Origin of the sequence: Pseudomonas sp. ABFPK, from assembly GCF_001586765.1 — a bacterium.
GTDB lineage: Bacteria > Pseudomonadota > Gammaproteobacteria > Pseudomonadales > Pseudomonadaceae > Aquipseudomonas > Aquipseudomonas asiatica.
Genome location: NZ_LQXW01000078.1, coordinates 74,152 through 97,558, shown reverse-complemented (window position 1 = coordinate 97,558; position 23,407 = coordinate 74,152). Strand labels below are relative to the sequence as shown.

At 61.8% G+C, this 23,407-nt stretch carries 23 protein-coding genes and 2 pseudogenes; 12 read left to right on the top strand and 13 right to left on the bottom strand.

The annotated features are described in order from the left end of the window. Positions 1–201: 201 nt before the first annotated feature. Together WM94_RS27175 and WM94_RS27170 are read left to right on the top strand one after the other, a co-directional pair. A pseudogene (locus WM94_RS27175) lies at positions 202–1,690 on the top strand (sensor histidine kinase). After that, positions 1,659–3,086, top strand: coding sequence for a sigma-54 dependent transcriptional regulator (locus WM94_RS27170; RefSeq protein ID WP_015270534.1), 1,428 nt, complete (start codon positions 1,659–1,661; stop codon positions 3,084–3,086). Before WM94_RS27175 ends, WM94_RS27170 begins: the two are co-directional and overlap by 32 nt. Positions 3,087–3,240: 154 nt before the next feature. Here WM94_RS27170 and WM94_RS27165 read toward each other — a convergent pair whose 3' ends face one another. From WM94_RS27165 to WM94_RS27155, 3 genes are all read right to left on the bottom strand, one after another. Continuing rightward, positions 3,241–3,534, bottom strand: a complete 294-nt coding sequence (locus WM94_RS27165; RefSeq protein WP_061552567.1) for a hypothetical protein — start codon at positions 3,532–3,534, stop codon at positions 3,241–3,243. Between the two features lie 84 nt (positions 3,535–3,618). Then, positions 3,619–4,971 carry a GntP family permease gene (locus WM94_RS27160; protein ID WP_015270532.1) on the bottom strand — a complete coding sequence of 451 codons (1,353 nt, stop codon included), beginning with the start codon at positions 4,969–4,971 and terminating at the stop codon, positions 3,619–3,621. 111 nt (positions 4,972–5,082) lie between these two features. Beyond that, positions 5,083–5,622: a gluconokinase gene (locus tag WM94_RS27155; protein WP_015270531.1), complete on the bottom strand. Its 540-nt coding sequence runs from the start codon at positions 5,620–5,622 to the stop codon at positions 5,083–5,085. Positions 5,623–5,828: 206 nt separating this feature from the next. On the opposite strand from WM94_RS27155, the gene WM94_RS27150 reads away from it, so the two are divergent. The 8 genes from WM94_RS27150 (at position 5,829) to WM94_RS27115 (ending at position 11,731) form a co-directional block, all read left to right on the top strand. Then, entirely contained in the window at positions 5,829–6,848 is a 1,020-nt protein-coding gene (locus WM94_RS27150; protein ID WP_024087200.1) for a LacI family DNA-binding transcriptional regulator, read from the top strand. 447 nt (positions 6,849–7,295) lie between these two features. Then, positions 7,296–7,622, top strand: a complete 327-nt coding sequence (locus WM94_RS27145; protein WP_061552566.1) for a hypothetical protein — start codon at positions 7,296–7,298, stop codon at positions 7,620–7,622. Positions 7,623–7,669: 47 nt separating this feature from the next. After that, positions 7,670–9,418 (top strand): primase-helicase family protein, encoded by a 1,749-nt coding sequence (locus tag WM94_RS27140; protein ID WP_061552565.1) that lies wholly within the window; start codon positions 7,670–7,672, stop codon positions 9,416–9,418. Next, positions 9,411–9,914: a hypothetical protein gene (locus tag WM94_RS27135; RefSeq protein WP_061552564.1), complete on the top strand. Its 504-nt coding sequence runs from the start codon at positions 9,411–9,413 to the stop codon at positions 9,912–9,914. Before WM94_RS27140 ends, WM94_RS27135 begins: the two co-directional genes overlap by 8 nt. A gap of 11 nt (positions 9,915–9,925) precedes the next feature. Further along, the gene (locus WM94_RS27130; protein WP_061552563.1) at positions 9,926–10,171 is read left to right on the top strand and encodes a hypothetical protein; all 246 of its coding nucleotides are present in this window, start codon (positions 9,926–9,928) and stop codon (positions 10,169–10,171) included. 89 nt (positions 10,172–10,260) lie between these two features. Beyond that, positions 10,261–10,452 (top strand): YodC family protein, encoded by a 192-nt coding sequence (locus tag WM94_RS27125; RefSeq protein ID WP_061552562.1) that lies wholly within the window; start codon positions 10,261–10,263, stop codon positions 10,450–10,452. A 2-nt stretch (positions 10,453–10,454) separates the two neighbouring features. Further along, positions 10,455–10,721: a hypothetical protein gene (locus WM94_RS27120; protein WP_061552561.1), complete on the top strand. Its 267-nt coding sequence runs from the start codon at positions 10,455–10,457 to the stop codon at positions 10,719–10,721. Between the two features lie 116 nt (positions 10,722–10,837). Then, positions 10,838–11,731: a hypothetical protein gene (locus WM94_RS27115; RefSeq protein WP_061552560.1), complete on the top strand. Its 894-nt coding sequence runs from the start codon at positions 10,838–10,840 to the stop codon at positions 11,729–11,731. A gap of 143 nt (positions 11,732–11,874) precedes the next feature. Here WM94_RS27115 and WM94_RS27110 read toward each other — a convergent pair whose 3' ends face one another. Genes WM94_RS27110 through WM94_RS27070 form a run of 9 tightly spaced genes read right to left on the bottom strand, consistent with a single transcriptional unit; the run spans position 11,875 to position 19,270 of the window. After that, positions 11,875–12,180, bottom strand: a complete 306-nt coding sequence (locus tag WM94_RS27110; RefSeq protein ID WP_061552559.1) for a hypothetical protein — start codon at positions 12,178–12,180, stop codon at positions 11,875–11,877. Positions 12,181–12,191: 11 nt separating this feature from the next. Next, entirely contained in the window at positions 12,192–13,205 is a 1,014-nt protein-coding gene (locus WM94_RS27105; RefSeq protein ID WP_061552558.1) for a hypothetical protein, read from the bottom strand. Then, a complete protein-coding gene (locus WM94_RS27100; RefSeq protein WP_061552557.1) occupies positions 13,192–13,761 on the bottom strand; it encodes a hypothetical protein in 570 nt (189 codons plus the stop codon). The genes WM94_RS27105 and WM94_RS27100 overlap by 14 nt, the downstream gene beginning before the upstream one ends. Then, on the bottom strand, positions 13,754–14,002 hold the full coding sequence (locus tag WM94_RS27095; protein ID WP_061552556.1) for a hypothetical protein: 249 nt from the start codon (positions 14,000–14,002) through the stop codon (positions 13,754–13,756). The genes WM94_RS27100 and WM94_RS27095 overlap by 8 nt, the downstream gene beginning before the upstream one ends. Further along, positions 13,999–17,445 carry a hypothetical protein gene (locus WM94_RS27090; protein ID WP_061552555.1) on the bottom strand — a complete coding sequence of 1,149 codons (3,447 nt, stop codon included), beginning with the start codon at positions 17,443–17,445 and terminating at the stop codon, positions 13,999–14,001. Before WM94_RS27090 ends, WM94_RS27095 begins: the two co-directional genes overlap by 4 nt. Positions 17,446–17,459: 14 nt before the next feature. Next, positions 17,460–18,380 (bottom strand): hypothetical protein, encoded by a 921-nt coding sequence (locus WM94_RS27085; protein WP_061552554.1) that lies wholly within the window; start codon positions 18,378–18,380, stop codon positions 17,460–17,462. Between the two features lie 34 nt (positions 18,381–18,414). Then, positions 18,415–18,609 carry a hypothetical protein gene (locus tag WM94_RS27080; protein ID WP_061552553.1) on the bottom strand — a complete coding sequence of 65 codons (195 nt, stop codon included), beginning with the start codon at positions 18,607–18,609 and terminating at the stop codon, positions 18,415–18,417. Next, positions 18,606–18,878: a hypothetical protein gene (locus WM94_RS27075; RefSeq protein WP_061552552.1), complete on the bottom strand. Its 273-nt coding sequence runs from the start codon at positions 18,876–18,878 to the stop codon at positions 18,606–18,608. The genes WM94_RS27080 and WM94_RS27075 overlap by 4 nt, the downstream gene beginning before the upstream one ends. Further along, complete coding sequence (locus WM94_RS27070) at positions 18,875–19,270, bottom strand: hypothetical protein (protein WP_061552551.1); 396 nt, start codon at positions 19,268–19,270, stop codon at positions 18,875–18,877. Before WM94_RS27070 ends, WM94_RS27075 begins: the two co-directional genes overlap by 4 nt. Positions 19,271–19,971: 701 nt before the next feature. On the opposite strand from WM94_RS27070, the gene WM94_RS27065 reads away from it, so the two are divergent. Then, positions 19,972–20,535, top strand: coding sequence for a recombinase family protein (locus tag WM94_RS27065; RefSeq protein WP_061552550.1), 564 nt, complete (start codon positions 19,972–19,974; stop codon positions 20,533–20,535). Positions 20,536–20,929: 394 nt separating this feature from the next. Here WM94_RS27065 and WM94_RS27060 read toward each other — a convergent pair whose 3' ends face one another. Beyond that, positions 20,930–22,384 carry a site-specific integrase gene (locus WM94_RS27060; protein WP_061552549.1) on the bottom strand — a complete coding sequence of 485 codons (1,455 nt, stop codon included), beginning with the start codon at positions 22,382–22,384 and terminating at the stop codon, positions 20,930–20,932. Positions 22,385–22,483: 99 nt separating this feature from the next. Between WM94_RS27060 and WM94_RS31265 the strand changes: the two are divergent. After that, positions 22,484–23,323: pseudogene (locus tag WM94_RS31265) on the top strand (PAS domain-containing protein); the annotation flags it as partial. Positions 23,324–23,407: the final 84 nt, after the last annotated feature.

Sequence of the window (23,407 nt, the reverse complement as noted above, 5' to 3'; positions counted from 1 at the left end):
TTTAAAATGTGTCTTCAACCTATTGATAATCAAAGATAAATTGAATTGACATGTTGGCTGGCTGGGTTCTTGCAATGTGACAGGCAGAGCGCGACACACGACAAATGGCGGCTGCGGCTGCACGGGTGAAGTGCTATCAATTGGCTACTATTTGTCGCCTTGATGCATTTCTGAATGGACGCCCTGGGCGGGAAGCACGCGATGCAGATGCTGGATAAAGAAGTTCCTGACAAGGCCAGTACTACCGCCAACGGTGTGGCCGTGCCATTGCGCGAATTCAACCTGCTGCGCTGGTTTTCGGTCATAAGCCTGCTGATCATCGCCTCGGTGGCGGGCGGGCTGGGTTATGTGTCGACGCGTTTCGTGGTGCGCGACAGCGTCGAGCGCGATGCCATGCTCACCGCCCAGTTCATCCAGGCCATGGCCCAGGCCGAAGTACGTCATTCGCAGTTGCCGCCGGGCACCACCATGGGCGAGTTGCTTGACCCGCGCCTGGACCAGCAGCATTTGCAGTTCACCCCGGAGCTGGCCGAATCGACCCGGGTCGAGTTCCTCGACCATGTGGAGCACTTGCCGGACACCTTGCTGGCCAACGTCTATGCCCGCGACCGCACCATTGTCTGGTCGACCAACCGGGAGCTGATCGGCAAGCGAATCGAGGCCGATGGTGACCTGGACCGCGCCTTCCGCTCGCGCAAGACGGTATCGGCCAGCTACCACCAGGCCGAGGATGACCGCGAAGAGCAGAAGTTCCAGCGTGAACCGCGCTATCTGTTCATCGAGAACTACATCCCTCTGTTCGACAGCCAGGGCGAACAGGTGCTGGCCATGGTGGAAATCTACAAGGAGCCGCAGGACCTGGTGTGGCGCATCCAGCGCGGTTATGTGCTGATCTGGGCTTCTACCCTGGTGGGCGGGGCGCTGGTCTACTTCGGCCTGTTCTGGATCGTGCGCCGCGCAGCTGCTGCACCTGCAGCAGGACCGGCTGGTGGCCAGTGAAACCTATGTGGCCCTGGGCGAGATGTCCTCGGCCGTGGCGCATAGCTTGCGCAACCCGCTGGCCAACATTCGCTCCAGCGCCGAACTGGCTCAGGAAATCGCCAACCCCGCGGCGCAGAAGAACATCACCGACATCATCAGCCAGGTCGACCGCATGTCGCGCTGGGTGCGTGACCTGCTGGTGTCGCTGCGCCCGACCAGTGACGATGCCGAGGCCGTGGACCTGGTGACGGCCATCGAGGACACCCACCTGGCCTTCGCCCAGCAGATCGAACGCAACGGTGTGCACTTCTGCTACGAAGGCCCCCGGTCACAATGGGTGGCCAGCCAGCCACTACAGCTCACGCAGATTCTCAACACCCTGTTCTCCAATGCCCTGGAAGCCATGCCTGAAGGTGGCATGCTGTGCGCCCAGGTCAATGTGCAGGATGGGCAGCGTGCCGAGTTCGTCCTTTGTGACACCGGCAAGGGCATGAGCCAACAGCAGGAACGGATGGTGTTCAAGCCGTTCTACACCACCAAGCAGGGCGGCCTGGGTGTAGGCCTGGCCCTGGTCAAACGCATCATGGAGCGTTTTGGCGGCTCGGTCAGCCTGAGCAGCCGCGAAGAGGAAGGAACCCGCGTCAGCCTCACATTCAATATCGCAGCGGGAGGGGACCATGGAGCACAGTATCCTGGTAGTCGAGGATGATGAAATTCTCGCCGACAATATTCGCACCTACCTCGGCCTCAAGGGCTTCGAGGTCACCGTGTGCCACAGCGCGGAGCTGGCGCTGGAGCAGATAAAACGGGGCCAGCCCGATGCGGTGCTGACCGACAACTCGCTGCCGGGCATGAGCGGGCACGACCTGCTGCGTACCTTGGTGGCGCAGGTGCCGGACCTGAAAGTGATCATGATGACCGGCTATGGCAACGTGGAAGATGCCGTGCAGGCAATGAAGGAGGGCGCCTTCCATTACCTGACCAAGCCCGTGGTGCTGGCCGAGCTCAAGCTGACCCTGGACAAGGCGCTGGCTGCCGAGCGCATGGAGCGCACGTTGTCGTTCTACCAGGAGCGCGAGGCGCAGAAGTCCGGGTTGCAGGCATTGATCGGTGAATCACCGGCGATGCTCACCCTCAAGCACACCCTGCGCCAAGTGCTGGATGCAGAACGGCGCATGGCCAGCGACGACCTGCCACCGGTGCTGATCGAAGGCGAGACCGGTACCGGCAAGGAGCTGGTGGCCCGCGCCCTGCATTTCGATGGTTCGCGCAGCAAGGGGCCGTTCATCGAGTTCAACTGCGCCTCGATCCCGGCCAACCTGCTGGAGGCCGAGCTGTTCGGCCACGAGAAGGGCGCCTTTACCGATGCCAAGGAGCGCAGGGTGGGCCTGGTGGAGGCTGCCGATGGGGGCACCTTGTTCCTCGACGAGATTGGCGAGATGGACCTGGTGCTCCAGGCCAAGCTGCTGAAGTTGCTGGAAGACCGCAGTATCCGCCGGATTGGCGCGGTGAAGGAGCGCAAGGTCGACCTGCGGGTGATCAGCGCTACCAACTGCAACCTGGAGCAGATGGTGCAGCAGGGCAAGTTCCGCCGCGACCTGTTCTTCCGCCTGCGTATCATTGCCCTGAAAGTACCGCGCCTGTATGCCCGCGGGCAGGACGTGCTGCTGCTGGCGCGGCATTTCCTGGCCCATCATGGCCGGCGTTATGGCAAGCCGAACCTGCGCTTTTCCGCCGAGGCGGAAAGCCTGATGCTCGGTTACAGCTGGCCAGGCAACGTGCGCGAACTGCGCAACATGCTGGAGCAGACCGTGCTGCTGGCGCCGAACGAGGTGGTGCAGGCGCACCAGCTCAACCTGTGCATGACCTTGATCGACGAGCCGCTGGTGCAGCAGGCGGCGCCTGCGGTGTTCGAAATGCCTCGGCACGAACCGGAGCCCGGCACCAGCCTGCCGGACATGGAACGTGACCTGGTATGCAAGACCCTGGACCGCACCGACTGGAACGTGACCAAGTCGGCGCGCATGCTCGGGCTGTCGCGGGACATGCTGCGTTACCGGATCGAGAAGCTGGGGCTGACCAGGCCGGACAAGCGCCAGTGGTGAGCAAAGGGGGCCCCTGTAGGAGCGGCTTTAGCCGCGAACACCGGCGCAGCTGGTGCCATGCACCGCGTTGGATTCTTCGCGGCTAAAGCCGCTCCTACAGGGATTGCGGCAACTTTTGGAATTTGAGCAAGACAGTTGCATTCAGGGGCATTGATCAACTCTGATTATCGGCTGCTCCCTGCCGCCCGGTACCTTCCGAGCCACTGCCATCCATCCCTGGCAAATCCCGGTTGTCATTCTGTTCAGCTGGCGGGCTGTCCGGGTCGTTGCCCTTTATGCGTGGGTCTGTGTCCCGCGGCAAGGGCTTTTCGATCGGGTTGAGGGTGCTGTCCGCACCCGGCTTGGGCGCCGGGTTGTGCGGGTCGTCGGGGTAGGTGGGGCCGGTGCCGGCAGCAATGGCCAACGGCGCGACGAGCAGGGCAATCAGCAGGATGCTTGAGCGGGGCATGGCAGGCTCCTTTGCTTCTGGTAGGGCTGATACTTCCCTTCGGCCCTACCCGAAGCTTCAAGGTGCCATTACCCCGATCAACGGTTACACCACCAGCGAAAGCAACATGATGAAGATGATGCCGACGATCGACAGGATGGTCTCCATCATGCTCCAGGTCTTGAAGGTTTCCGCCACGGTCATGTTGAAGTACTGCTTCACCAGCCAGAAGCCTGCGTCGTTGACGTGGGACAGAATCAACGAGCCAGCGCCGGTGGCCAGCACCAGCAGCTCACGGTTGACCCCCGGCACCAGGTCGATCACCGGTGCAACGATGCCCGCACCGGTAATGGTGGCGACCGTGGCGGAACCGGTGGCGATACGGATTACCGCTGCTACCAGCCAGGCCAGCATGATGGGCGAAATCTCCGCCTGTACGGCCATCTGCCCGATCACGTTGCCCACGCCGGTGTCTACCAGCATCTGCTTGAAGCCGCCGCCGGCACCCACGATCAGCACGATCGCCGCAGTCGGGGCCAGGCTCTGGTCGAGCATCTTCATGATCTGCTGACGGTTGAAGCCACGGGCCGAGCCAAAGGTATAGAAGGCCAGCAGCAGGGCAGCGAGCAGCGCGGTGATGGGGTGGCCGATCAGGTCCATCCACTGGCGCACGATGTGCTCGGCAGGCAGCACCACGTCGGCGAAGGTCTTCAGCAGCATCAGCACCACCGGCAGCAGCACGGTGACCAGGGTGATGGTGAAGCTCGGCAGATTGCCCTGGTCGGACTCCTTGGCGATCTGGTCCATCAGCTCCTGGGACGGGGTGCCCGGGATGTAGCGGGAAATGAAATTACCGAACAGCGGGCCGGCGATGATGGCGGTAGGCAGCGCCACGATCAGGCCATAGAAGATGGTCTTGCCGATGTCGGCATGGAAGATGCCGATCGCCAGCAGCGGGCCCGGGTGCGGGGGCACCAGGCCGTGCACCACCGACAGACCGGCCAGCAGTGGAATACCGATCTTGATCAGCGATACGCCGGAGCGTCGGGCGACGATGAACACCAGCGGGATCAGCAGCACGAAGCCGATCTCGAAGAACAGCGGGATACCCACCAGGAAGGCGGCGAACATCATCGCCCAGTGCACGTTCTTCTTGCCGAAGGCGCGGATGAGGGTTTGCGCGATCTGATCGGCCCCCCCGGAGTCGGCCATCAGCTTGCCAAGCATGGTGCCCAGGGCGAGCACGATGCCGACGAAGCCCAGAACACCGCCAAAACCGTCCTGGAACGATTTCATGACCTTGGCCACCGGCATGCCGGAGGTCAGGCCAAGGAAGCCGGCCGCGATGGTCAGTGCGACGAAGGGATGGACTTTGAAGTGGGTGATCAGCAGGATCAGCCCGACGATGGTAACCAGCGCGTCGAGCAGCAGGAAGGTATCAGTAGCCAGTCCGAACATGGTTTGAAGGCCTCGGTCTTATCGTTGTTTTGGCGTAGCTTTTTTGCAAATCTGCTTGCGCTTGAGGGGCAGGGTAGCGCTGTCTCGGTTGGGCCGGGAAAGCCGCCTGGGTCAGGCGGTTTGTGCCAGGCCCGGCTCACTGCGGCCCTTTAGCCAGCTGTCCACCGCTTCGGCAAGCGCTTCGATGGGCTGGGTGGCGTCGAGCGCCAGGGTCAGGGGTTCGCCGTGTGGCGGCTCCAGGGCAGCGAATTGGCTATCGATGAGGCTCGCCGGCATGAAATGCCCGGGGCGGGCCAGCACGCGTTTCTCCGCCTCGGCGGGTGACAGCTCGAGGAACACGAACACCAGCCCGGGCATGGCGTCGCGCAGGGAGTCGCGATAGCGGCGCTTGAGGGCCGAACAGGTCAGGATCGGACGTTCCCCGGCCTGGGTCGTGGCTTGCAGCTCCTGACCAAGACGCACCAGCCAACCGGCACGGTCGCTGTCGTCCAGGGGGATGCCAGCGCTCATCTTGCGGATGTTTTCGGCAGGGTGGAAAGCGTCACCTTCGATCAGGCGGCCGCCGCTTCTGGCAGCGATGGCAGCGCCGATGCAGCTTTTGCCGCAACCGGCCACGCCCATCACCACGATGGCGGACAGGGGAGAATTCATCAGTACCTCCTGCGGGTGAGATAGCGCTGTCTCGTTGTCGACGAACAGCAACCTCCCCGGTGTTATTGGTCTTGTCCCTACGCAGTATGGACGCTTGGCGGCGAGCGCGCGTTGGCTGCTACCAAAGATTACATTGCCTGCGTCCTGAGACAGCGCTACCTTAGTGGCCGTTCCCTTTCCTTGCAAGTAGTAAAATTACAACATCCATGTCCCGCACCGGCTCCCGTACCACAGGTCGTCCCACCCTGGCAGAAGTTGCCAGGCTTTCCGGGGTTTCCCCGATTACCGCGTCGCGCGCCCTGCGCGGGGTCAGCACTGTTGCGCCGGAGCTGGTGGAAAAGGTCGTTGCTGCCGCGGCGAGCCTCGGTTATGTCGCCAACCCGGCGGCCCGTGCCCTGGCTTCGGCGCGCAGCCAGTCGGTGGTGGTGTTGATCCCGTCGCTGTCCAACCAGCTGTTCATCGATACGCTGGAAGCCATTCATGAGGTCATGCGCCCGCGCGGGCTCGAGGTGCTGATCGGCAACTATCACTACGATCTTGCCGAAGAGGAGAACCTCATCCGCAACTACCTGGCCTATCAGCCCTGCGGCATGCTGCTGACCGGTTTCGAGCGCAGCGAGGCATCGCGGCAGATGCTGGCGGCCAGTGGCGTACCTTGTGTGCACATGATGGAACTGAATGGCGAAGCTGGTGCATTGTCCGTCGGCTTCTCGCAGCAGCAGGCCGGGCGCGCCGCCGCCCGCCACCTGATCGAGCGCGGGCGCAAGCGCCTGGGGTTCATTGCCGCACAGCTGGACCCACGAGTGATGCAGCGTGCCGAAGGGTTCCGCCAGGCGTTGGCCGAAGCCGGCTTGCAGGCGACCGAGCTGGAAGTGCTGACGCCGGAGCCTTCTTCCATTGCCTTGGGCAGCGAGTTGTTCAGCCAACTGATGCGGCAGGCGCCGGATGTCGACGGTATCTTCTTCTGCAACGACGACCTGGCCCAGGGCGCGGTGCTGCAGGCATTGCGCCAAGGGGTGGAGGTGCCGCGGCAGGTGGCGATGGTCGGTTTCAACGACCTGCCGGCTTCGGCGCACATGGTGCCGCGGCTGACCTCGATTCGCACGCCTCGCGCCGCTGTGGGGCGCGGTGCTGCGCAGGCGCTGCTGGCGTTGCTCGATGGCAAGCGGGTGCCGAATGCGCAGCAGGACCTGGGCTTCGAGTTGATGGTGCGGGAGAGTTCCTGAGTTTGTCTTGAGTGGTGTGGTGGTTTCGAGACCGAGCGCCGCCCGCGCGGCGCTTCGCAGCACAAGGCTGCTCCTACATCTGTTTCAGGCCAGTCACGCCTGTGCCAGTGCACGCGACCGCCTTGTTCGTACAACGCAATATCGAGCCATGCGCCAGAGCGTTCGCGCACAAACCTCAAAGAAATAATTGGCCCGAAACTGATGTAGGAGCAGCCTTGTGCTGCGAAGCGCCGCGCGGGCGGCGCTCGATCTCACAGGCGCCACAAAAACCACGACTTACGCCAGGCGATCTATGCTCAGGACACCGCGCATACAGGAGCCCGGCGTCATGTTCGATTTCCACCGCAACTGCGGCTGGAAAGCACATGACGCTCTAGAACAGTGCTTTCAAGGTTGGCCGCTCAAGGAATATCCCAATAGGTATCCCAAGGCAGAGAGGTCAACACCATGCCCGCCGCCCGCGAAGTCAACATCGATCCTGACCGTGCCCCCAGTCTTGTCATGACCCGTGACGAGGTGCTTTACAAGCTCCGGCAGGCGCTCGCCCCGATTCGCATCACCGACTACATCCTCAACAACTGGATGGACCGCGATTACTTCCCCCGCGCCATTGCCCTGGGTGGGCTGCGCTCGCACGGCAAGGCCATGCATGTCGTTTGGCTGACAGCTGATGTGCAAGCGTTCCTTGATGGGTTGCCGTCGCAGCCGCGTCTCAAGGCGCCGAAGAACTACGGCGGCACTCCGAAGAAGCGCACCGAAGATCAGCCAGCCTGAAAAGAAAAAGCCCCGGCGGTTCAGGCCAGGGCTAGGGGGTGTTTCAAATGAGTAGTACTAACGTACCAGAAGAAGAAAAGGCCTTCAACCTGAGCGATCTGCGCCGGGTCGTCCCTGGGCTAGGGGCCGCTGATCCAGCACCACTGCTCAATGTCGAGCCAGCGAAGACCACGACAGCCACCATTACATCGTCTGTCACCCTGTCCGCTGTCCTGGCGGCCAATGAACCGGTCGGAGAAATTCAGTTCGGTAAGGACATCGCCCAGCCACAAACCGTAGGCGACGCCAGCGGCCTGCTGGCCTCGATGAAGCAGGCGCAGGAAGCCCCTGTGCAAGCAGCACAGAAGCCCGCCCCAGTTCTGCGAATGGTGCCCAAGGATGAAGGCCACTCGGCACTCAAGGTCGGCGACATCGACCCCGAGTCCCGCGAGATTCTGCGCTACATCAGTGAGGACTTCATTCTGGTGACGGCTGACGGCGCGGTGTATGCCTACTACATCCAGCGGGGCTGCCGGCTGACCAAGGAAGGCATGCGGCACCAGTGTGCCAAGCGTCACGGCACCATCGAGCAGGTCGTGAAAATAGACGGCGGCCGGGTCGAGTGGAAGTCGCTGCCAGCGGGGGACATCTGGTGGGAGTGGAAGGGCCACGAACGCCGCGTCGTCATGTACCTGGTCATGGAACCCACGGCCCTGGCCGAGAGTGAGGATGATCCTGATGTGTTCAACCTGTGGCACATCCGCAAGCTGGAAATGGCCGAGCGCACAGCGGCCGCTAGCTTTGACGATATGAGAATCCTGTGGGACCACCTGTTGTATCTGGCTGACGGTGACGCGGCTGTCGTGCATCGCTTCGTGTGCTGGTTGGCGTGGCTGTACCAACATCCCGATGACAAGATCCCCACTGCCTGGCTGCTGTATTCGGAGAATCGACGGATCGGCAAGAACCTGGTCGGCCGGCTGCTTGCACGGGTGTTTGGTCAGTCGATGGTCTTGACTGATGGTGACGGCAGGCTGCTTACCAGCAAGTTCGACGACGCGCTGCTTGACCGCCGTATCGCGTTCCTCAATGAGGTGCGTCTTGCCGGCAAGGACCGGGCAAATTTCGAGGTGTTCAAGAACAAGGTGTCTGCCGAGCGCGTGGTGATCGAGCCGAAGGGCCGTCCGGCCCGCGAGGTCCGCAACACTGTGCACTACATCCTTACCAGTAACCACGAAGACGCGCTGCCGCTGACGGAAAACGAAGGCCGCATCAACGTCATGCGCTGCCTTGCGCCGCGCAAACCAGACGCCTACTACGAAGAGCTTGTGGCCTGGATCGACGGCCCCGGCGCCGGTGTATTCGCCAATGTGCTGGCGACCTGGGATTTCAAAGGCTGGAATCCTCACGCGCCTGCACCGGAAACCGAAGCGGCCAAGGACATGCAACTGGCTGCCCGTGGGCACGCTGTCAACTTCCTAGACGAACGCGCTGCCGCTCGCGAGGGTGCCTTTACGCTGCAGATTGGTCGCTGCAACGACATCTACAACAAGCTCCATGGTGAGTACCCCGAGCTGGTCCGCGACTATGGGATCAAGCCGGAGACCTTGCCGAAGATGCTCAAGGCATTGGGCTTCAAGCAGCTGTTCAAGCCTGGAAAGAACGGCAAGCCATCGAGCAACCCGAATACCAAAGTGTGGTGTTTCCGCAATGCCGATTGGTGGGACGGCCAGCAGGCGGGCGTGTGGAACCAGTATCTAGAAACGGGCGCGGCGCCAGATGGCATGCCACCTTACGGAGGGGAAGACCATGAGTGATTCTATTTCCGGCACAGTGAACCCACCTGCGCTGCCGCCCGTGTCGTTCAGCCTGGAGGTGTACGGTTCGGCTGCTCGTCGGTTCGAGAGGGACGCCGCCAAGCAGCATGCCGACGAAGCAGCCGCACACCGTGCGAAAATCCGGCGCCTGCGTGAAGAAACCGAGCTGCTGGCCGCCGAGCATGCGTTGGTCATGCAGCGAAAGCACATCGAGGAAGCGTTGAACCCGGCAACTGACCCGAAGCTGCGCCGCGACCTGCGGAACGATGTCATGAACCGGGGCATCGGCAGGCCGAGCGAGGCCGAGCAGGACGACCCCAAGGACAAGGAAGCCCGCGCCCGTGACCTGCTGGAAATCCTAGCAACGGTGTCCACCAGAAACTTTGCCCTGGAACAGCAGGGCAAGGCCGCGCCACGCATCGAAAAGGATGTGACCCCTGGACAAGGCCAGCACCTGGGAGTTGACCTGAGCGAGTTCAACGCAGAAGACGAGTGAGGTAGACCATCATGGAACTCATCAAACGTATCTTCCTGAATATCGGTATCGTGATCGTTGGCACAGTATGCTCAACGCTGTGGTGGTCGTACTTCGCCTGGTCGATGGCCGGGTGGTTCGGCGCAAGTGATGAAACTGTGGCGGTTATCCAGCTGAACGCGATTCTCGCCGCTGCGACCATCACCCCCTTCGCAATAATCCTCGGCATGCTCGTGACCGCCGCTAGGGATGTGAAGCAGAGACACCGCAGTGACTAACGCCAAGATGACCAAGCATACGATTGTGCTTCGCTCAGGCGCGAGTTTACTATCGGCATATCAACTGGCTACTACACAAGGAAATCGCAATGCCGAAGGAAACACTTTTCAACATTGGGGATCTGGTGAAGATCAAATCCGGTGGCCCAGTGATGGCGGTCAAGGCTGTCTGGGGTGAGCGCCAGGATACTTTCGAATGCCAGTGGTTCGCAGGCAAGAAGCTGGAAGTCGGTCGCTTCCCAGCTGCCTCCTTGCTGCCGGCAGAGGAAGAACCGAAGTGACCATGGACGCCAAGTCGGTTTCCGACTGGATGTTGGCACAGGTTGAGAAAGATGGGTGCCTGTACCAAGACGATGTAGTGGATTACATCGTCAGGTCCAAGGTCGAAGGGCTACTTCGCGAAAACAGCGATGGGAACCTTGTTGTAGGCACCACTGTGCTGAACGCCTTCAAGAAGCTGACCCCTAACTCTGTTGTGTGGGTCGGACCGGACAAGTATTGGCGGTGGCGTGTTGCAGAAGACGAGCCGGGTCGCAACGCACGCGGCTGAGTCAGACGAAGGGCACCGATCATGGCGCCCTTTTCCAAGGTGGGCCAATTCCCTTTTGCTTCCTGCCCCCGGTATCATCGCTGGCCTTGTGCCACGTTTAGAGCGGAGAGGTTGCAATGGCGGGTTTGTGGGAGCCGGTGGGCGGTGTGTTCTGGAGCGTGCCGCCACCTGTAGTGGTGCCGGATGAAGGGTGGCCGATCCCAGCCATAGTCGCTTGTGCCTTGGTCGCAGCCGTCTTGGCCGCCATGTCGCTACACATCTATAGGAAACGCAAAGAACCTGACTGGCAGCTGCGCCAGCACATGCTGCAGCTCGGTGGAGTTGCGACTCTGGTTTACCTTTTTAGCTTCCTTGCTCTCGTGTGGGATCGTCTCGGCTCCCTGCTATCCATGCCGCTAAATGAGCTGGGTGACTTCTACGCTGGTGCTTTCGGTCCTGTTGGGTTCCTTTGGCTGGTCTTGGGCTATCTACAACAGGCTGAAGGGTTGAGGCTGAGCACAAAAGCACTGAGTATTCAGGCAACCGAATTGCAACAGAGTACCGATGCGCTGAAGCTACAGGCAGAAGAGCTGAAAAACTCTGTCGAGCAGCAGACAATCATGGCCCAGGCGGCGCTAGCGGAGAGAGAAGAACGCCGTATAGCTACGGAAGCGGACCGCAAAAGGCGAGAGTTGGAAATCAGGGTTCACTTTTCAATGCGTACCAAGAGTAACGGGTTTCCCGATTCGTCTGGGAGGGTGACGAACGAAATCATAATCACCAATGACGGCTACCATGCTCACAACGTTGTTCTAGATATGCAATTGCCATTCGAGGGCTGCGAACCGATCCATATCAGAGGCTTTGAAGCTCGCTCCGCTAAGTCCGTTGAAGTGCGGATACCCCAAAGCTCCAGGCCATTAGTGGGTAGCGCTGTGCTTAGCTACGTTGATGCTGACGACAACCATAAGGTTGAAAACTTCGACTACATACTCACGAACCAGAGCCGTATTGAGTTCGACGCACCGTAAGGGCGTCCCTGCCCACCTGTGCACAGTGTCATTTCCCCCGACCGCGTTTGCCGCCCGATGGCTTGCGCGGCATCGAGGGGTGAATCTGCTGCGGGAACCACGTCTGGTCCTGGACGGGTTTCTTGCTGGTGCCTGGTCGTTTGTCAGCCATTTTCAATCACCTCAGTTGTTGTGCCGGGCTGGCACAGCTCGTCGTCATCGTCATGGACCGGCAGCATCCTGAGCGGCCAGCCGAACAGCTCGGCCCTCAGCCCCTGCAGTACCTCGTCAATCGTCAGCCCCTGGCCGTCAGCCCAGAGACCGGCGCGCATACCGCGCAGGACGGCCCGACGCTGGCGTTTCAACGTCTCGTTCTTGCCCTGCTCGACATCAAGCTGCAGGGCTGCGAGGCCCTGCATGATGCGGTCGCCGCGTGTGGTGCGACGGGCGGGGATGATTGGACTATCCATGGCCCACCCCCTCAGAACCCGAACCGGGGAGCGTCGTTGGCCCGCATCTGCTCGAATAGCCGATCAAAATCCTCATTGCTCATCGACGCCACCTGGCTGGCAGAAAGCCGACCTTGCTCGTCCGGCGCCCGGCCGCCACCTGGAAGCGCGCCAAGGCTGGTCGGTGCACGCCTCGGCGGGGTGGCCGGTGCACGACTACGGGTCTGGTAGCCGAGCGCCTGCGCACGCTGGTACACGTGTGCACAAGGGTCCACCCCGTTCGCCTGGCACTGCCGCAGGAAGCCAATAATGGCGACGTTCTCCAGGCCCTGGATTTGCGCGGCCGACGCGCCAGGGTACTGCACCGCCAGTTGACCACGGATGTTCGCCTGGACGAACTCGCGGGCGTCATCGTAGTCAGGGTGCGCTGCCCGGAACCTTGGCTCCATCTCGCCGATGAAGGGTGCGACTTCCTGGGCGTCACGCTGAACCTGCTGCCCGGCCTGCTCCAGCATCTGACGTTGGTTCTGCTGCCCCTGCATGTCGTTCAGGCGCTGCTCAAACTGCGCTTTCAGGCCGTTGATGTGGCCTTCCGGGTCATCGACGAAGGCCGGGATTTCCGCCTGCTGCTGAGCCTGTTGTTGCTGGGCGGCGAGCTGCTGTTGCCACTGCTGGAACTGCTGCATCTGCGCCTGGTGTGCGGCCAGCTGTTCCTGCAGCGCGCGGACCTGTTCCTTGGCCTGCTGGTGGAGGGCACGCTCCTGCTGCAGGGCGCCGAGGGGCACATGCTGCTTGCGGCCTTGTGGCTGCTGCTGCTCGACCTGTTCGTCTACCTGCTCGCCTTCGCCATCCTCGGCCAGGTGTGCGTCGCGTTGCCCGGCGTGTGCGTCGTACTGCTCAATTTCCGTCGCGAGGTCGTCGGGTACCATGTCACCGTCGCCAGCATCGTTGGGCACGCCAACCGAGTCGGTAAGCACGGCGGCCAATTGGTCGACCGGCACGGGTTCGTCAGGACCGTCGATTGGTTCCACTTCAATGCTGCTCATGGTTCACCTCTTGGCGCGAAGCGCGCTTGGCTTTGCTTGGATGGCCACTGATCGCGGCGCTTGGGGTTTCAACGGCTTGCACAGTTGCTGCAGTGAGGCCGTACCTGGCGGCCAGCTGTTCGGCGGCGTTGGCGCTGCGTTCGCGGGCAGCCTGTTCGGCCAGGGCCTCGGCCAGCTCCCGCTGCAGTGCGGCGATCTTGGTGCTGGGGTTGGTGCGTGCCTTGAAGGCTGCGATTTCCTGTTCGGTCAGTGGAGTGCGGGCGATCTGGTCGCCGCCCATGCCACACACGGCGCCGTATCGCACACGACGGCGCTCGGCCACGATCAGCTTGAGCAGGCCATCGAGCAGTGCGGCTTCTGCGCTCTCAGCGGAGCGGTAGCCGACAGTGCCAGACGGCACGTTTTCGCCCAGTTGCCCGAGCGGCACGATGGGCTGGCCGTGAGTGACTAGATACCCGCCGCCTTCCGGGTCGGCAATGAGCTTGGCGCGGCTGTAGTCGACCTGGTGGAACTCGCAGTCCTGGCGCAGGCGGTCGAGGTGTTGGATGTCATACATGGTGGCGGCCCTCTTTGACGGCGGCGATTTTGGCGGTGAGCCGGTCGATTTCAGCTTGTTGATTGGCTGCGGCGGCGGTGCCGTCGGCCTGGTTCAATCGGCGCAACCTGGCGACAGCGGCTTCCAAGGCTTGCCCGGCAAGCGGTAGGTGCTTGGCGACATAAGCCTCTGCGTCCTGCAGCTCGGCTACTGCCTTGCGGGCGTCTTGCACAGCTGCTTGTGCGGCTTCGAGTGCGTTCATTTCTTACCTCTGGTCATGGCGGCCGTCTGCTTGCGGTGAAGGTCGATCAACCCCCGGCTGCCGTTGCGCAGGTACGGGGTGAATGCTTGCTTGGCACTGCGTCGGGCACCAGACATCACCTTGTCCAAGGCCTCGACACGTTCTTCATCGTCCATGGCCTGCCACGCTTTGGAGCGCATCAAGGCGCTAGCGTCGGCGTGCATCCGGCTGCCAGCCAGTTCGTTCAGTTCGTTCAGCTGTTCGGTGGTCAGTTCCACCTTCTGGTTGCGCTGGCCTTGTACCTGGGATTTCAGGGAGAAGGTGCGCTTCATGGCCTGCGGCGCCCAGCCGAGACGGTCAGCTTCCAGGCGCAGCGGATTATCACTCGGCACAGTGGACGGGATGGGGCCGGCCCGCCCGATCTGGCGTTGCGGCTCCATCAGCGGCGCACCGAACTGGTCGCGCTTGATGGGCAGGCTTTCGCGCAGGCCAGGCAAGCGGTACTTGAGCTGGTCGGTGAAGCTGTCGCGGTCGGTTTCGCGCTGGAATTCGTCCATGTAGCGACCGATGTGGCTGAGCACAGTGGCTGGCTGCACCAAGGTGGCAGTGGTGCGGTTGATCCAGCTACCGCCGTAGCGGTCGGGGTCGGTCATCGCCTGCATCACCCCGGACAGGCCTTGCAGCCAGGTCTTCGACATGAAGTTGCGGCCCATGGCCTTCATCATGCTGGCGAAGCCGAGTTCCTGTTTCTCCCACCCGTGTGCCACATCGGCGGCGATACCGACCAAGGTGGCCCCCGGCTCGATCCTCGAATACTGCTGCCACTGCCCGTTGATCTTGAGGCTGTACGGCTGGTTGCCTGCGGCGAGCCAGGCCCGGCGTTCTTCCGGGTCTTCCGGGCCACCGCCAGAAATGTTGCCATTCAAGGCGCCGAGGACACCCAAGGACATCAGCAGCGAGCCGATACCCATACGGGCCAGGGCTTCTTCCTGCACATGGCCGCCCGCCTTGAGGTCTGCCCGGACCTGCCGGAAGATCGGCGCGGCTGGACTGTGCTTGACCGAGTAGGTGACCAGATTCATCGGGGTCTTCAGGAAGGGGATGAAGGCCATTCCGGAGCCATAGGGCATCGCATGGCGCAGGCGGTTCACGGCCTGGGTAATCTCGCCCGCCTGGTTGTTGAATGTATGGAACAAGGCCGCATCCTCACCGGCCTGTACCAGTTCGGCAGGTGGGTCTGCGATGATTTCTTGCACACGTTTATGGACGGCTACGGGGCCTTGGCCTTTCAGCTCGTTGGTGGCCATGCGGTAGGCGATGGCGTACCGCTCCATGCCATCGTTCAGGTATTTGAAGAATTGGTCTTCCGACTGGAGCAGGCGCAGCGGCACGCCCCACACCTGCTGACCTGGGTAGTCGGTGCGGTAGACCTCGGCCTTGTTCTCGTCGCCGAACGCGTCCTCTCCCGTGCGCCAGGAGCTGACAGCACCGCGAGCACCATTCGCTGCCCCTTCAATCATGCCGAGCAGCTGGTATACGGATTCGCCGACATGGGTTTCACCGGCCCTGCCGCCTGTGGCAAGACGCTTTGCAGCACCGATGCCGCCAGCCAATGCGCGGACGGGAACCTGCATCAGACTTGTGGCTAAGTTACTGATGACGTTGACGAAATGAGTATCCGGCGACGATAAGAGCATCGACTTATAAAACGTCCAGAATCCATCGCTGCCGGCCCGGCGGGCCAGCCTGTTGGCTGCCTCCACTCCACCGATGCGGGTGGCATTGGTCAGGGCGTCGGCAATGGCCTTGGCGCCCTGAGCACCGCCGACAGAATCCAGCATGTGGCCGGCCTGCTTCATGGTGGTGACATCGGCGCGCATGGCGGACATTGCACGGCCAATCTCGGCACGGCTGGCCATGACGGCCCGCTGCGTCGTGCGTAGGTCGTTGAGGCTTTGCAGGAAGTTGGCCGTTTCGATTTCAGTGGCACCGCCGCTGCTGATCTTGGCGCCCAGGTCCAGGGTCTTGACCGTCTGTTCCTTGAGCAGGCGGGTCGCTGCGACCTGTTCTTCGGCATTGAATGCCACGCCCAAGCGATGCTTGCGCAGCTTCTCCACCGTGGTGCCAGTCAGGGCAGCCAGGCGGCCAGTTTCTTCCCAACTGATCGTGCCACGGCGGGCGGCTTCGATGTTCGGTTCGTCATCCGCGAGCAGGGTCAGGCTGCTGTCCATCTGCTGCTGATCCAGGCCCATCGACTCGAAAAGGGGGCGCACATTCTGACTGCCCGCGAGTGGCACAGGTTGCGGGATTGGCTGAGGCGCTGGCCGTGGCGGGGTTGGCGGGGCAGCCGGTGCCGGGGTCGCCTGCTCGGGGTTCAGGTAGTTGCGGATCGCACCGGGCACAGCAGCGCGGGCAGCAGCGACAACTGGATCAACCTGTGGTGCTGGCGGTACTGCAGGCTGTTCTGCCGGGGTGTTCACGGTCGGACGGCTGGCGAGGTTCACGCCACCGCCCATCACGCCACCCAGCACCGCGCCTTGTCCGGCAGCGTTGGCCACGCCTTCCATTGCCGGGCGACCCGTCGCCAGGTTGGTGAGCACTTGCTGCTGTGCGGACTGGCTGAGTTCTTCCAGGCTCTCGACGCCGGTACCAGCCAATGCCCGGTTTACCAGCGATTTGGCCACATCCACGCCGCCTTGCCCGGCCATCACCGCGTCAATGTCACCGATGCCGAGAGCGCGACCGATACGGGCGCCGGCAGCGCCTAGCAGGCCAGTCATGCCACCGGACAGCAGCGCCAGGCCAGTCTGGCCGGGTGTAAGGTCACCTGTTCTTTGCACAGTTTGCGCGGCCTGTTGGCCCGCTGCGGCCAGGCCTTCACCGGCGCCAGTACCGAGTGCACCGGCCACGCCTGGAGCGGCACCGGCCAGCCTGGCACCGGCAGCGATGCCGCGACCCGCCACGCCCCCGGCCACCATCTGCGGCACGCTCTCGATGATCGCGCCTGCGGCATACGCTGGGTTGCGCAGTACAGCGCCAGCGGTACCGGCAAAGCCTTGGGCGTCCTCCAATTCCTTGCGCTGGGCCAGGGCCTGGGGCGACATTTCAGCATCGAGCGCGGCCCGGGCCTTCTGCGAGTCCAGGCCATGGCTTTGCAGCCAGGGCGTGACCGCGCCACCGGTTGCCAGGTCGCCTACGCCGGCCAGGGTATCGAACAGGCCGTAGGCGCCGCGCCCGATGTGGGCGCCGACATCCGTTGCCCATTGGCCGGCGGTGCGGTTGGGCAGCTCGGCAGGGGGCACAGGTTGAGCCGGCTCGTCGTCGAGGGCGTCACCGAACGCGGATAGCGGGTCGCCGAATGCGCTTACCTGTGGCTGCGCTGGCGCCGGTTGCGGTTGGCGCGCAGCAGGGCCAGGCGACGTTGGTTCGTCATCGAGGGCATCACCGAAAGCTGAAATGGCCACTGCATGTCACCCCCTTAGCGCTTGGTCGCTGTGCGCCCGGATACCGGGTCGATGTACTGGGTGCCACTCGGCAGCGCTGCATAGTCCTCTGCCGTCAATGGGCGGGCCACCTTCGGCTGGCCAGGTACGCGCATACCAGCTTTGGGGGCTTGCTTCACTGCAGCACCACCGCCTTGCGCGGCCATGACGCCGACCGGGCCTTGCTTCGGCATGTAGCTTCCCAAGCTGCCGGTACCTGGTAGTGCGGACATATCCGGCACAGGTTCGGCCTCGGCACCCATGATCGCCTCAGTGGCGGCGTCAGCACCGGTTGTGGCTTTCCGTTGGCTGTGTTTGTTGAACGGCTCACCCCACGGCTTGTAGCCGCCCGTCGCTGGGTCGTACTGAAAACGCTGGTATTGATCCCCGCCCAAAGGCTGGTCGACGAATGCACGGGGGGCCGGTGCCCGTGGGCCGGACGATCCGGCGTTGGCACCGATACGGCTTTCGCGGGTATCGAACTGGGCTTGCTGCTGTTGCAGTTGGGCCTGGCGATGCTGGGCCAGGTTGTCGGCGTTGGTGGCGCGAATCAGCTCGGCCGGGTCGACCCCCAACTGCGCCATCTGGCGGGCCATGGGGCTGAGCGATTGCAAGAACGCGGGGTCTTGCAGGCGGGCGCGGTATTCAGTCTGCTGCTGTGCCTTGGCCTGGGCGGCCTGTTGCTGCATCTGCAACTGTTCCTGCTGCATCCGCGCCAGGTTGTTGCGGTAGTCACCCAACTCTTGCTGGCGGCGTTGCTCTTGCAGCACAAGGGCAGCTTGGCTGCCTGCCTGGCCGAGGGCCTGGGAACCGGAACCTTGCCGGCCCTGACTGAGCAGCTGCAGACCCAGCACCATACGCGGGTCTTGCATCAGGTTGCCGATGCTCTCGGCGGAAAAGAGGTCTGCGAAAGCCATTTCTCCTTACTCCCCCAGCACAGTGGCCGGGCGCTTAATGGATGGTGAATCCGCCCTGGTCGCGTTCTTCCAAGGCAATGAGCTGCATCAGCACAAGTTCACGTTCCAGGCCGCGCAGAATCTTGGCGCAGCTTTCCTCATACAGCTGTACGAGGCCCATGAACGTTTCGAGCGGCAGGCCGCCGACAGTGGGCGCGGGCGGCGTGGCGAAGGCTTCGGCGAAGTTCATGGCTGTTGCTCCAGTTGATTGAGTGCACACAAAAGCCGGTGGGCAGCTACGCGGTGTTCTTGCTGGGCATCGCGGATGACACCTTGCAGCCGTTCGATTTCTGCACGGGACCGGTCGATCACCGCTTGCGTATGCGTCATGAGCGAGCTGTAGGACGCCACGCGCTCGGTGAGGGTGGGCTCATCAACCATGTCCTGGGTGATGACTTCCCCGGTGCCGGGATGGATGTCGCCAACGTTCAGGCGGCGATAGTCGTGGTAGACGCTCATGGTCGTTGTTCTCCATGGACGAGGCCGCGCAGGGCGGCTTGGTCTTCAAGGCTGTAATCGTCTGGTACCCGCTGCGGCACAGCGGTGTAGCCGCCCTGGTCGTTGTCCACCAGACGGTGCGGACGCTTCGTGGCGCGGCGGGTGCGGGGCGGTTCGGTACGGCCAGCCAGGGCCAGGCGGACCCGAAGTTCAGCCTCGGAAAGGTGCGCAGTTTGGGCTAGCGCCCAGGCGGCCAAATCTTCGAGGCTGATGGCGTGTTCGGGGCGTCCCGGGGTGGCGGAATGCACAGGGGTGGCCTGTGGCAAGCGAGGGTTGCGGCACAGCGCGCTGCGGTCAGTGGCGACCAGATCGGCCAGTTGGCTCAGGGTTACGGCGGCGCTGCTGCTTTTCATGCTGACCACCCTCGTCGATGGTTTATGGCATGACTACACACTACAGAAGCTGTTTTCTATAGTCAATAGTTATTGGACTGAAAGAACAAAATATGATAGGTACGGCGCCTTCTCGACCTGGACCAGGTTTTAAGCGGCGCGTACCGTTGCGTTGCACCTTTATAAGCACAAGTTGTTGATTTAATGCAGGAAGTTAAATTTTACCGTTTGCGAGTTGCACGGTTTTGAGTGGTCAGGGCTTGGATTTCCGGCTATAAAAAAATTTTTCGGCGGGGCCGTGGGCGCAGGTGATGAGGCTTAGTTTTTAGTCAGATTTTTTATAAAAAATTTGAAACTTCATACATCTAGATATACGTATTGCGCGTCGGTCGATCCCCTTGCACACCCCCGGGGCGGTGCCATTTGCAGCCTGCCGGCCCTTTTCCAGGCGACCCCCACCCCCTGCCAGCATCCGCTTCCCGGCGACGCGCTGGCATGGCCCTATTTTCAACGATCACCTTTTGCTGGTATCTGCCCACAGGGTTAAAGCCACCCCCTGTTTTTGGTGGGCATGGTGCCGAAGGGCTGGGTCCAACAATCGTTCCCTAAGTGCTACCGCTGATCGCCTCGATTATCGGTGCCAACAAATAGGCATTGACCGTTTGTTGGTGCTGATCTAGGTTGGTACTACGTTTGTTGGCACCATTAGAGAGGTGATCGCCATGTCACGGACGTTTGCTTACTGCCGCGTCAGCACCGCTGACCAGACCGCCGAGAACCAGGTCCAGGAACTCAAGGCCGCAGGCTTCACTGTAGAGCCCAAGCGCGTGGTCACTGAGACCATTTCCGGCAGCACAGTGGCCGCCCAGCGGCCGCAGTTCGCCAAGCTGCTGGAGCGCATGGAGGAAGGCGACATCCTGGCTGTAACCAAGCTGGACCGCCTGGGGCGTAACGCCATCGACGTACAGTTCACGGTCAGGGTTCTGGCTGAGCGCGGGGTGAAGGTCGTGTGCCTGGCTCTCGGTGGAATGGACCTGAACAGTCCAGCCGGCAAGATGACCATGGGCGTCCTGACTGCGGTAGCCGAGTTCGAGCGTGACCTGATCGTCGAGCGCACCCAGGCAGGGCTGCAGCGGGTCAGAGGCGAAGGGAAGAAGCTGGGGCGACCGGTAGCTGTTGGCACAGCGGAAAAGGTCCAGGCACTCAAACCGGGTCGGTCACAGAGCGAGGTGGCACAGTTGTCGGGGCTGAGCCTGACGACAGTGAAGCGGTACTGGAACGTTTGATCGTGGTTCTCGGGGCCATGGACGGCACAGACTAATAAACCACCTAATAAAGGTACTAATAACGCTGAAACCCGCGTGCTAGATGGGGCTTTATTAGATTTATGGGTTTTATTAGCTAAAGTGCACTACCCAGCTCCCTGGCGCTGTCGTCTGCACAGCGTTATCCCTCTTATCCTATTTTCAGTGTACGCCTGTACTCTCTCTCTCTCTCTCTCTCTCTCTCTCTCTCTCTCTAATAGAAAAACTAATAAAACCAATAAAAGTAATAAACGTGTGCTCTAGATCGGGCCTCCCAGCATTATTACCTGTGCTCGCAGACCTAATAAAGCAGCCCGCAAACCTAATAAAATCCCGCTGTGCCATCATGCCGAAGACCTGAGAACACCGTTCCATGTCACTCGGGTTCGATTTTCAGCCCTGACTTCGAAACCATGGCCGCGTACTCCAGCTCCGACATTCCGCTGATATCCAGCTTGTCGCCGGGCAGGTCGGTGAGCGCCCGAGCGGCATCGCTTTTCTTCACTCCGGACACGGCCAGGTGGTAGAGGTCCTCGATATAGTCAGCCCATTTCTGCATGGCCCTGCGCCGCCTTTCCAGCAAGCGTGACTTCATGTAGGCATCCCCTAGAGGTCCCGGATATCTGTGCGCTAGTTGTAGTTCCAGTAGTACCGACTTGATGCCTAGCACTTCTTCACCGAGAGAGCGAAGCGTTGACCTGAAGCCATGGAGCGTGATGGTGCCGCGCTCATACCCAAGGCCACTTCGGTCGTCGCGTTTCTCGGTCAGGCGTCGGAGCAAGGTTTCGCTGGCAATGTGTTGACCGAAAGCGCCGACCGAAGGGAATACCCAGTCAGGTGCATTGGCAGTTTCATCGTCAGCGAACCGGCCGAAGGGTGAGGCACTAGCTACAGCTCGCCTGTTCAGCGCCAGACTGTATTCGCGAATGCCGCTCAGCTGTGCCAAGGCCTGGGTAGGGAGGGGCACCGTATGTTCCTGTCCGGTCTTTGGGACAATATAGGTCCATGTGCCCTGGTTGGGAGTCTGCTCCCAGTTCACGCTCAGCTGCGACCAGCGCATGGCGCACAGTTCGCTTGGTCTTGCCGGAATCAGTAGCTGCAGCCATAGGGCTGCGGTCACGCAGTCGCTGCCGCTGTTGCCGAGTGCGTCCAGGCGACGAATGTAATCCACTAGGTCGTCTTCCTTAACCAGGGCGGGGTGATGCTTGGTCTTTGGCTTGGCATCCAGCAGTCCTTCGCGGCCAACGGCGACGTTCTGCGAAACCAGGTCGTGGTCCATGGCGTGGGCGAGAATCTTGTTCAGCAGGCGCAGGGCTTCGCGCTGCATGATCGGCGAGTCCTTGATGCGGCCGAGGATGTCGCGAATATGCCTGACAGCGATGTCCTTGACATGCAGGTTGCCGACCACGGGCAGGAGGTGGTTTTTCAGTACGCCGCGACGGCCGGCAATAGTCTTGGGTTTCAGGTGTGCGTGGCGCTCCATCCATTGCTCGGCCAGCTTGGCGAAGGTCCAGGCTGCTTTGCTGCGTTCCTCTTCCTCACGTGCTTTGCGGGCCTCGGTTGGGTGAAGGCCTTTGGCGATGTCGGCCTTGGCTGCCAGCGCCTGGCGGCGGGCTTCGTCAACCGAGACATCAGGATAGACGCCGATGGCGAACGGGATTTCCTTGTCGTACAGATAGCATCGGTACCGCCACTTCGGCGCACCAGCGTCTATAAGGAGATGTAGGCCTGTGATGCTCCCTTCGGGGAACCTGCCGCGCTCACCTGACGCAAGAATGGCGGCTATGCTGGCATCGCAGTCGGCCAGGGGTTTGGTGATCTTTCTGGGCATGGGGTGACCGTTAGGAGTAGGGATAGCGGATATCCCATAGAATATCCTTTCAGTTCGCTTGCGGTCCATCCAGAATAGGGATATTGTGATTTCACGGTGATGGTGAAGCCGAGCAAATACAGGAGTTTTCCAGTGTTTGGTATAAATCTAAGACACATGCTCGATTCCCACCGCAAGTCCGATCTGGTCGAAATCCAGCGCAGTCATCAGGCATTGGCCAGCTTGCAGGCCAAGCTGGCGGCGATCAGCCGCTCCATGGCAATGATCGAGTTTACCCCCGACGGCACGATCCTCGATGCCAATGAGCGCTTCTGCCAAGCCATGGGCTACAGCGCCGAGGAGTTGCGCGGCAAGCATCATCGGCTGTTCTGCGACCCTGGCTACGCGAAAAGCGCCGAATACCAGCAACTGTGGCGTGAACTGGGGCAGGGCAAGGCCATCAGCGGTACCTTCGAGCGCATCGACAAGGCCGGCCGCGAAGTCTGGCTGGAAGCCAGCTACATGCCGGTACTGGACGAGCAGCGCCAGGTCACCAGCGTTATCAAGGTAGCATCCGACATCAGCCAGCGAGTGATGGAGGAGCACGAGAGCGAAAGCCTGCTCAAGGCCATCAGCCGCTCCATGGCGGTAATCGAATTCACCCCGCAAGGCCGGGTGATCAAGGCCAACCAGAACTTCCTCGACACCATGGGCTATCGCCTGGACGAGGTGGTCGGTCGCCATCACGGGCTGTTCTGCCAGGCGCACGAGCGCGAATCGGCCGAGTACCGCGAGTTCTGGGCATCGCTCAACCGCGGCGAGTACCACTCGCACCGTTTCGAGCGTGTCGACAAACATGGCCAGACGGTCTACCTGGAGGCCTCCTACAACCCGATCTTCGACAGCAAGGGCCGCTTGTACAAGGTAGTGAAGTTCGCCAGCGACATCACCCGCCAGGTCAGCACCCAGCAAAGCGCGGCCGATGCTGCCCATGCCAGTTCGGTACAGACCGATGCCTGCGCGCGCAAGGGCACCGAGGTAGTA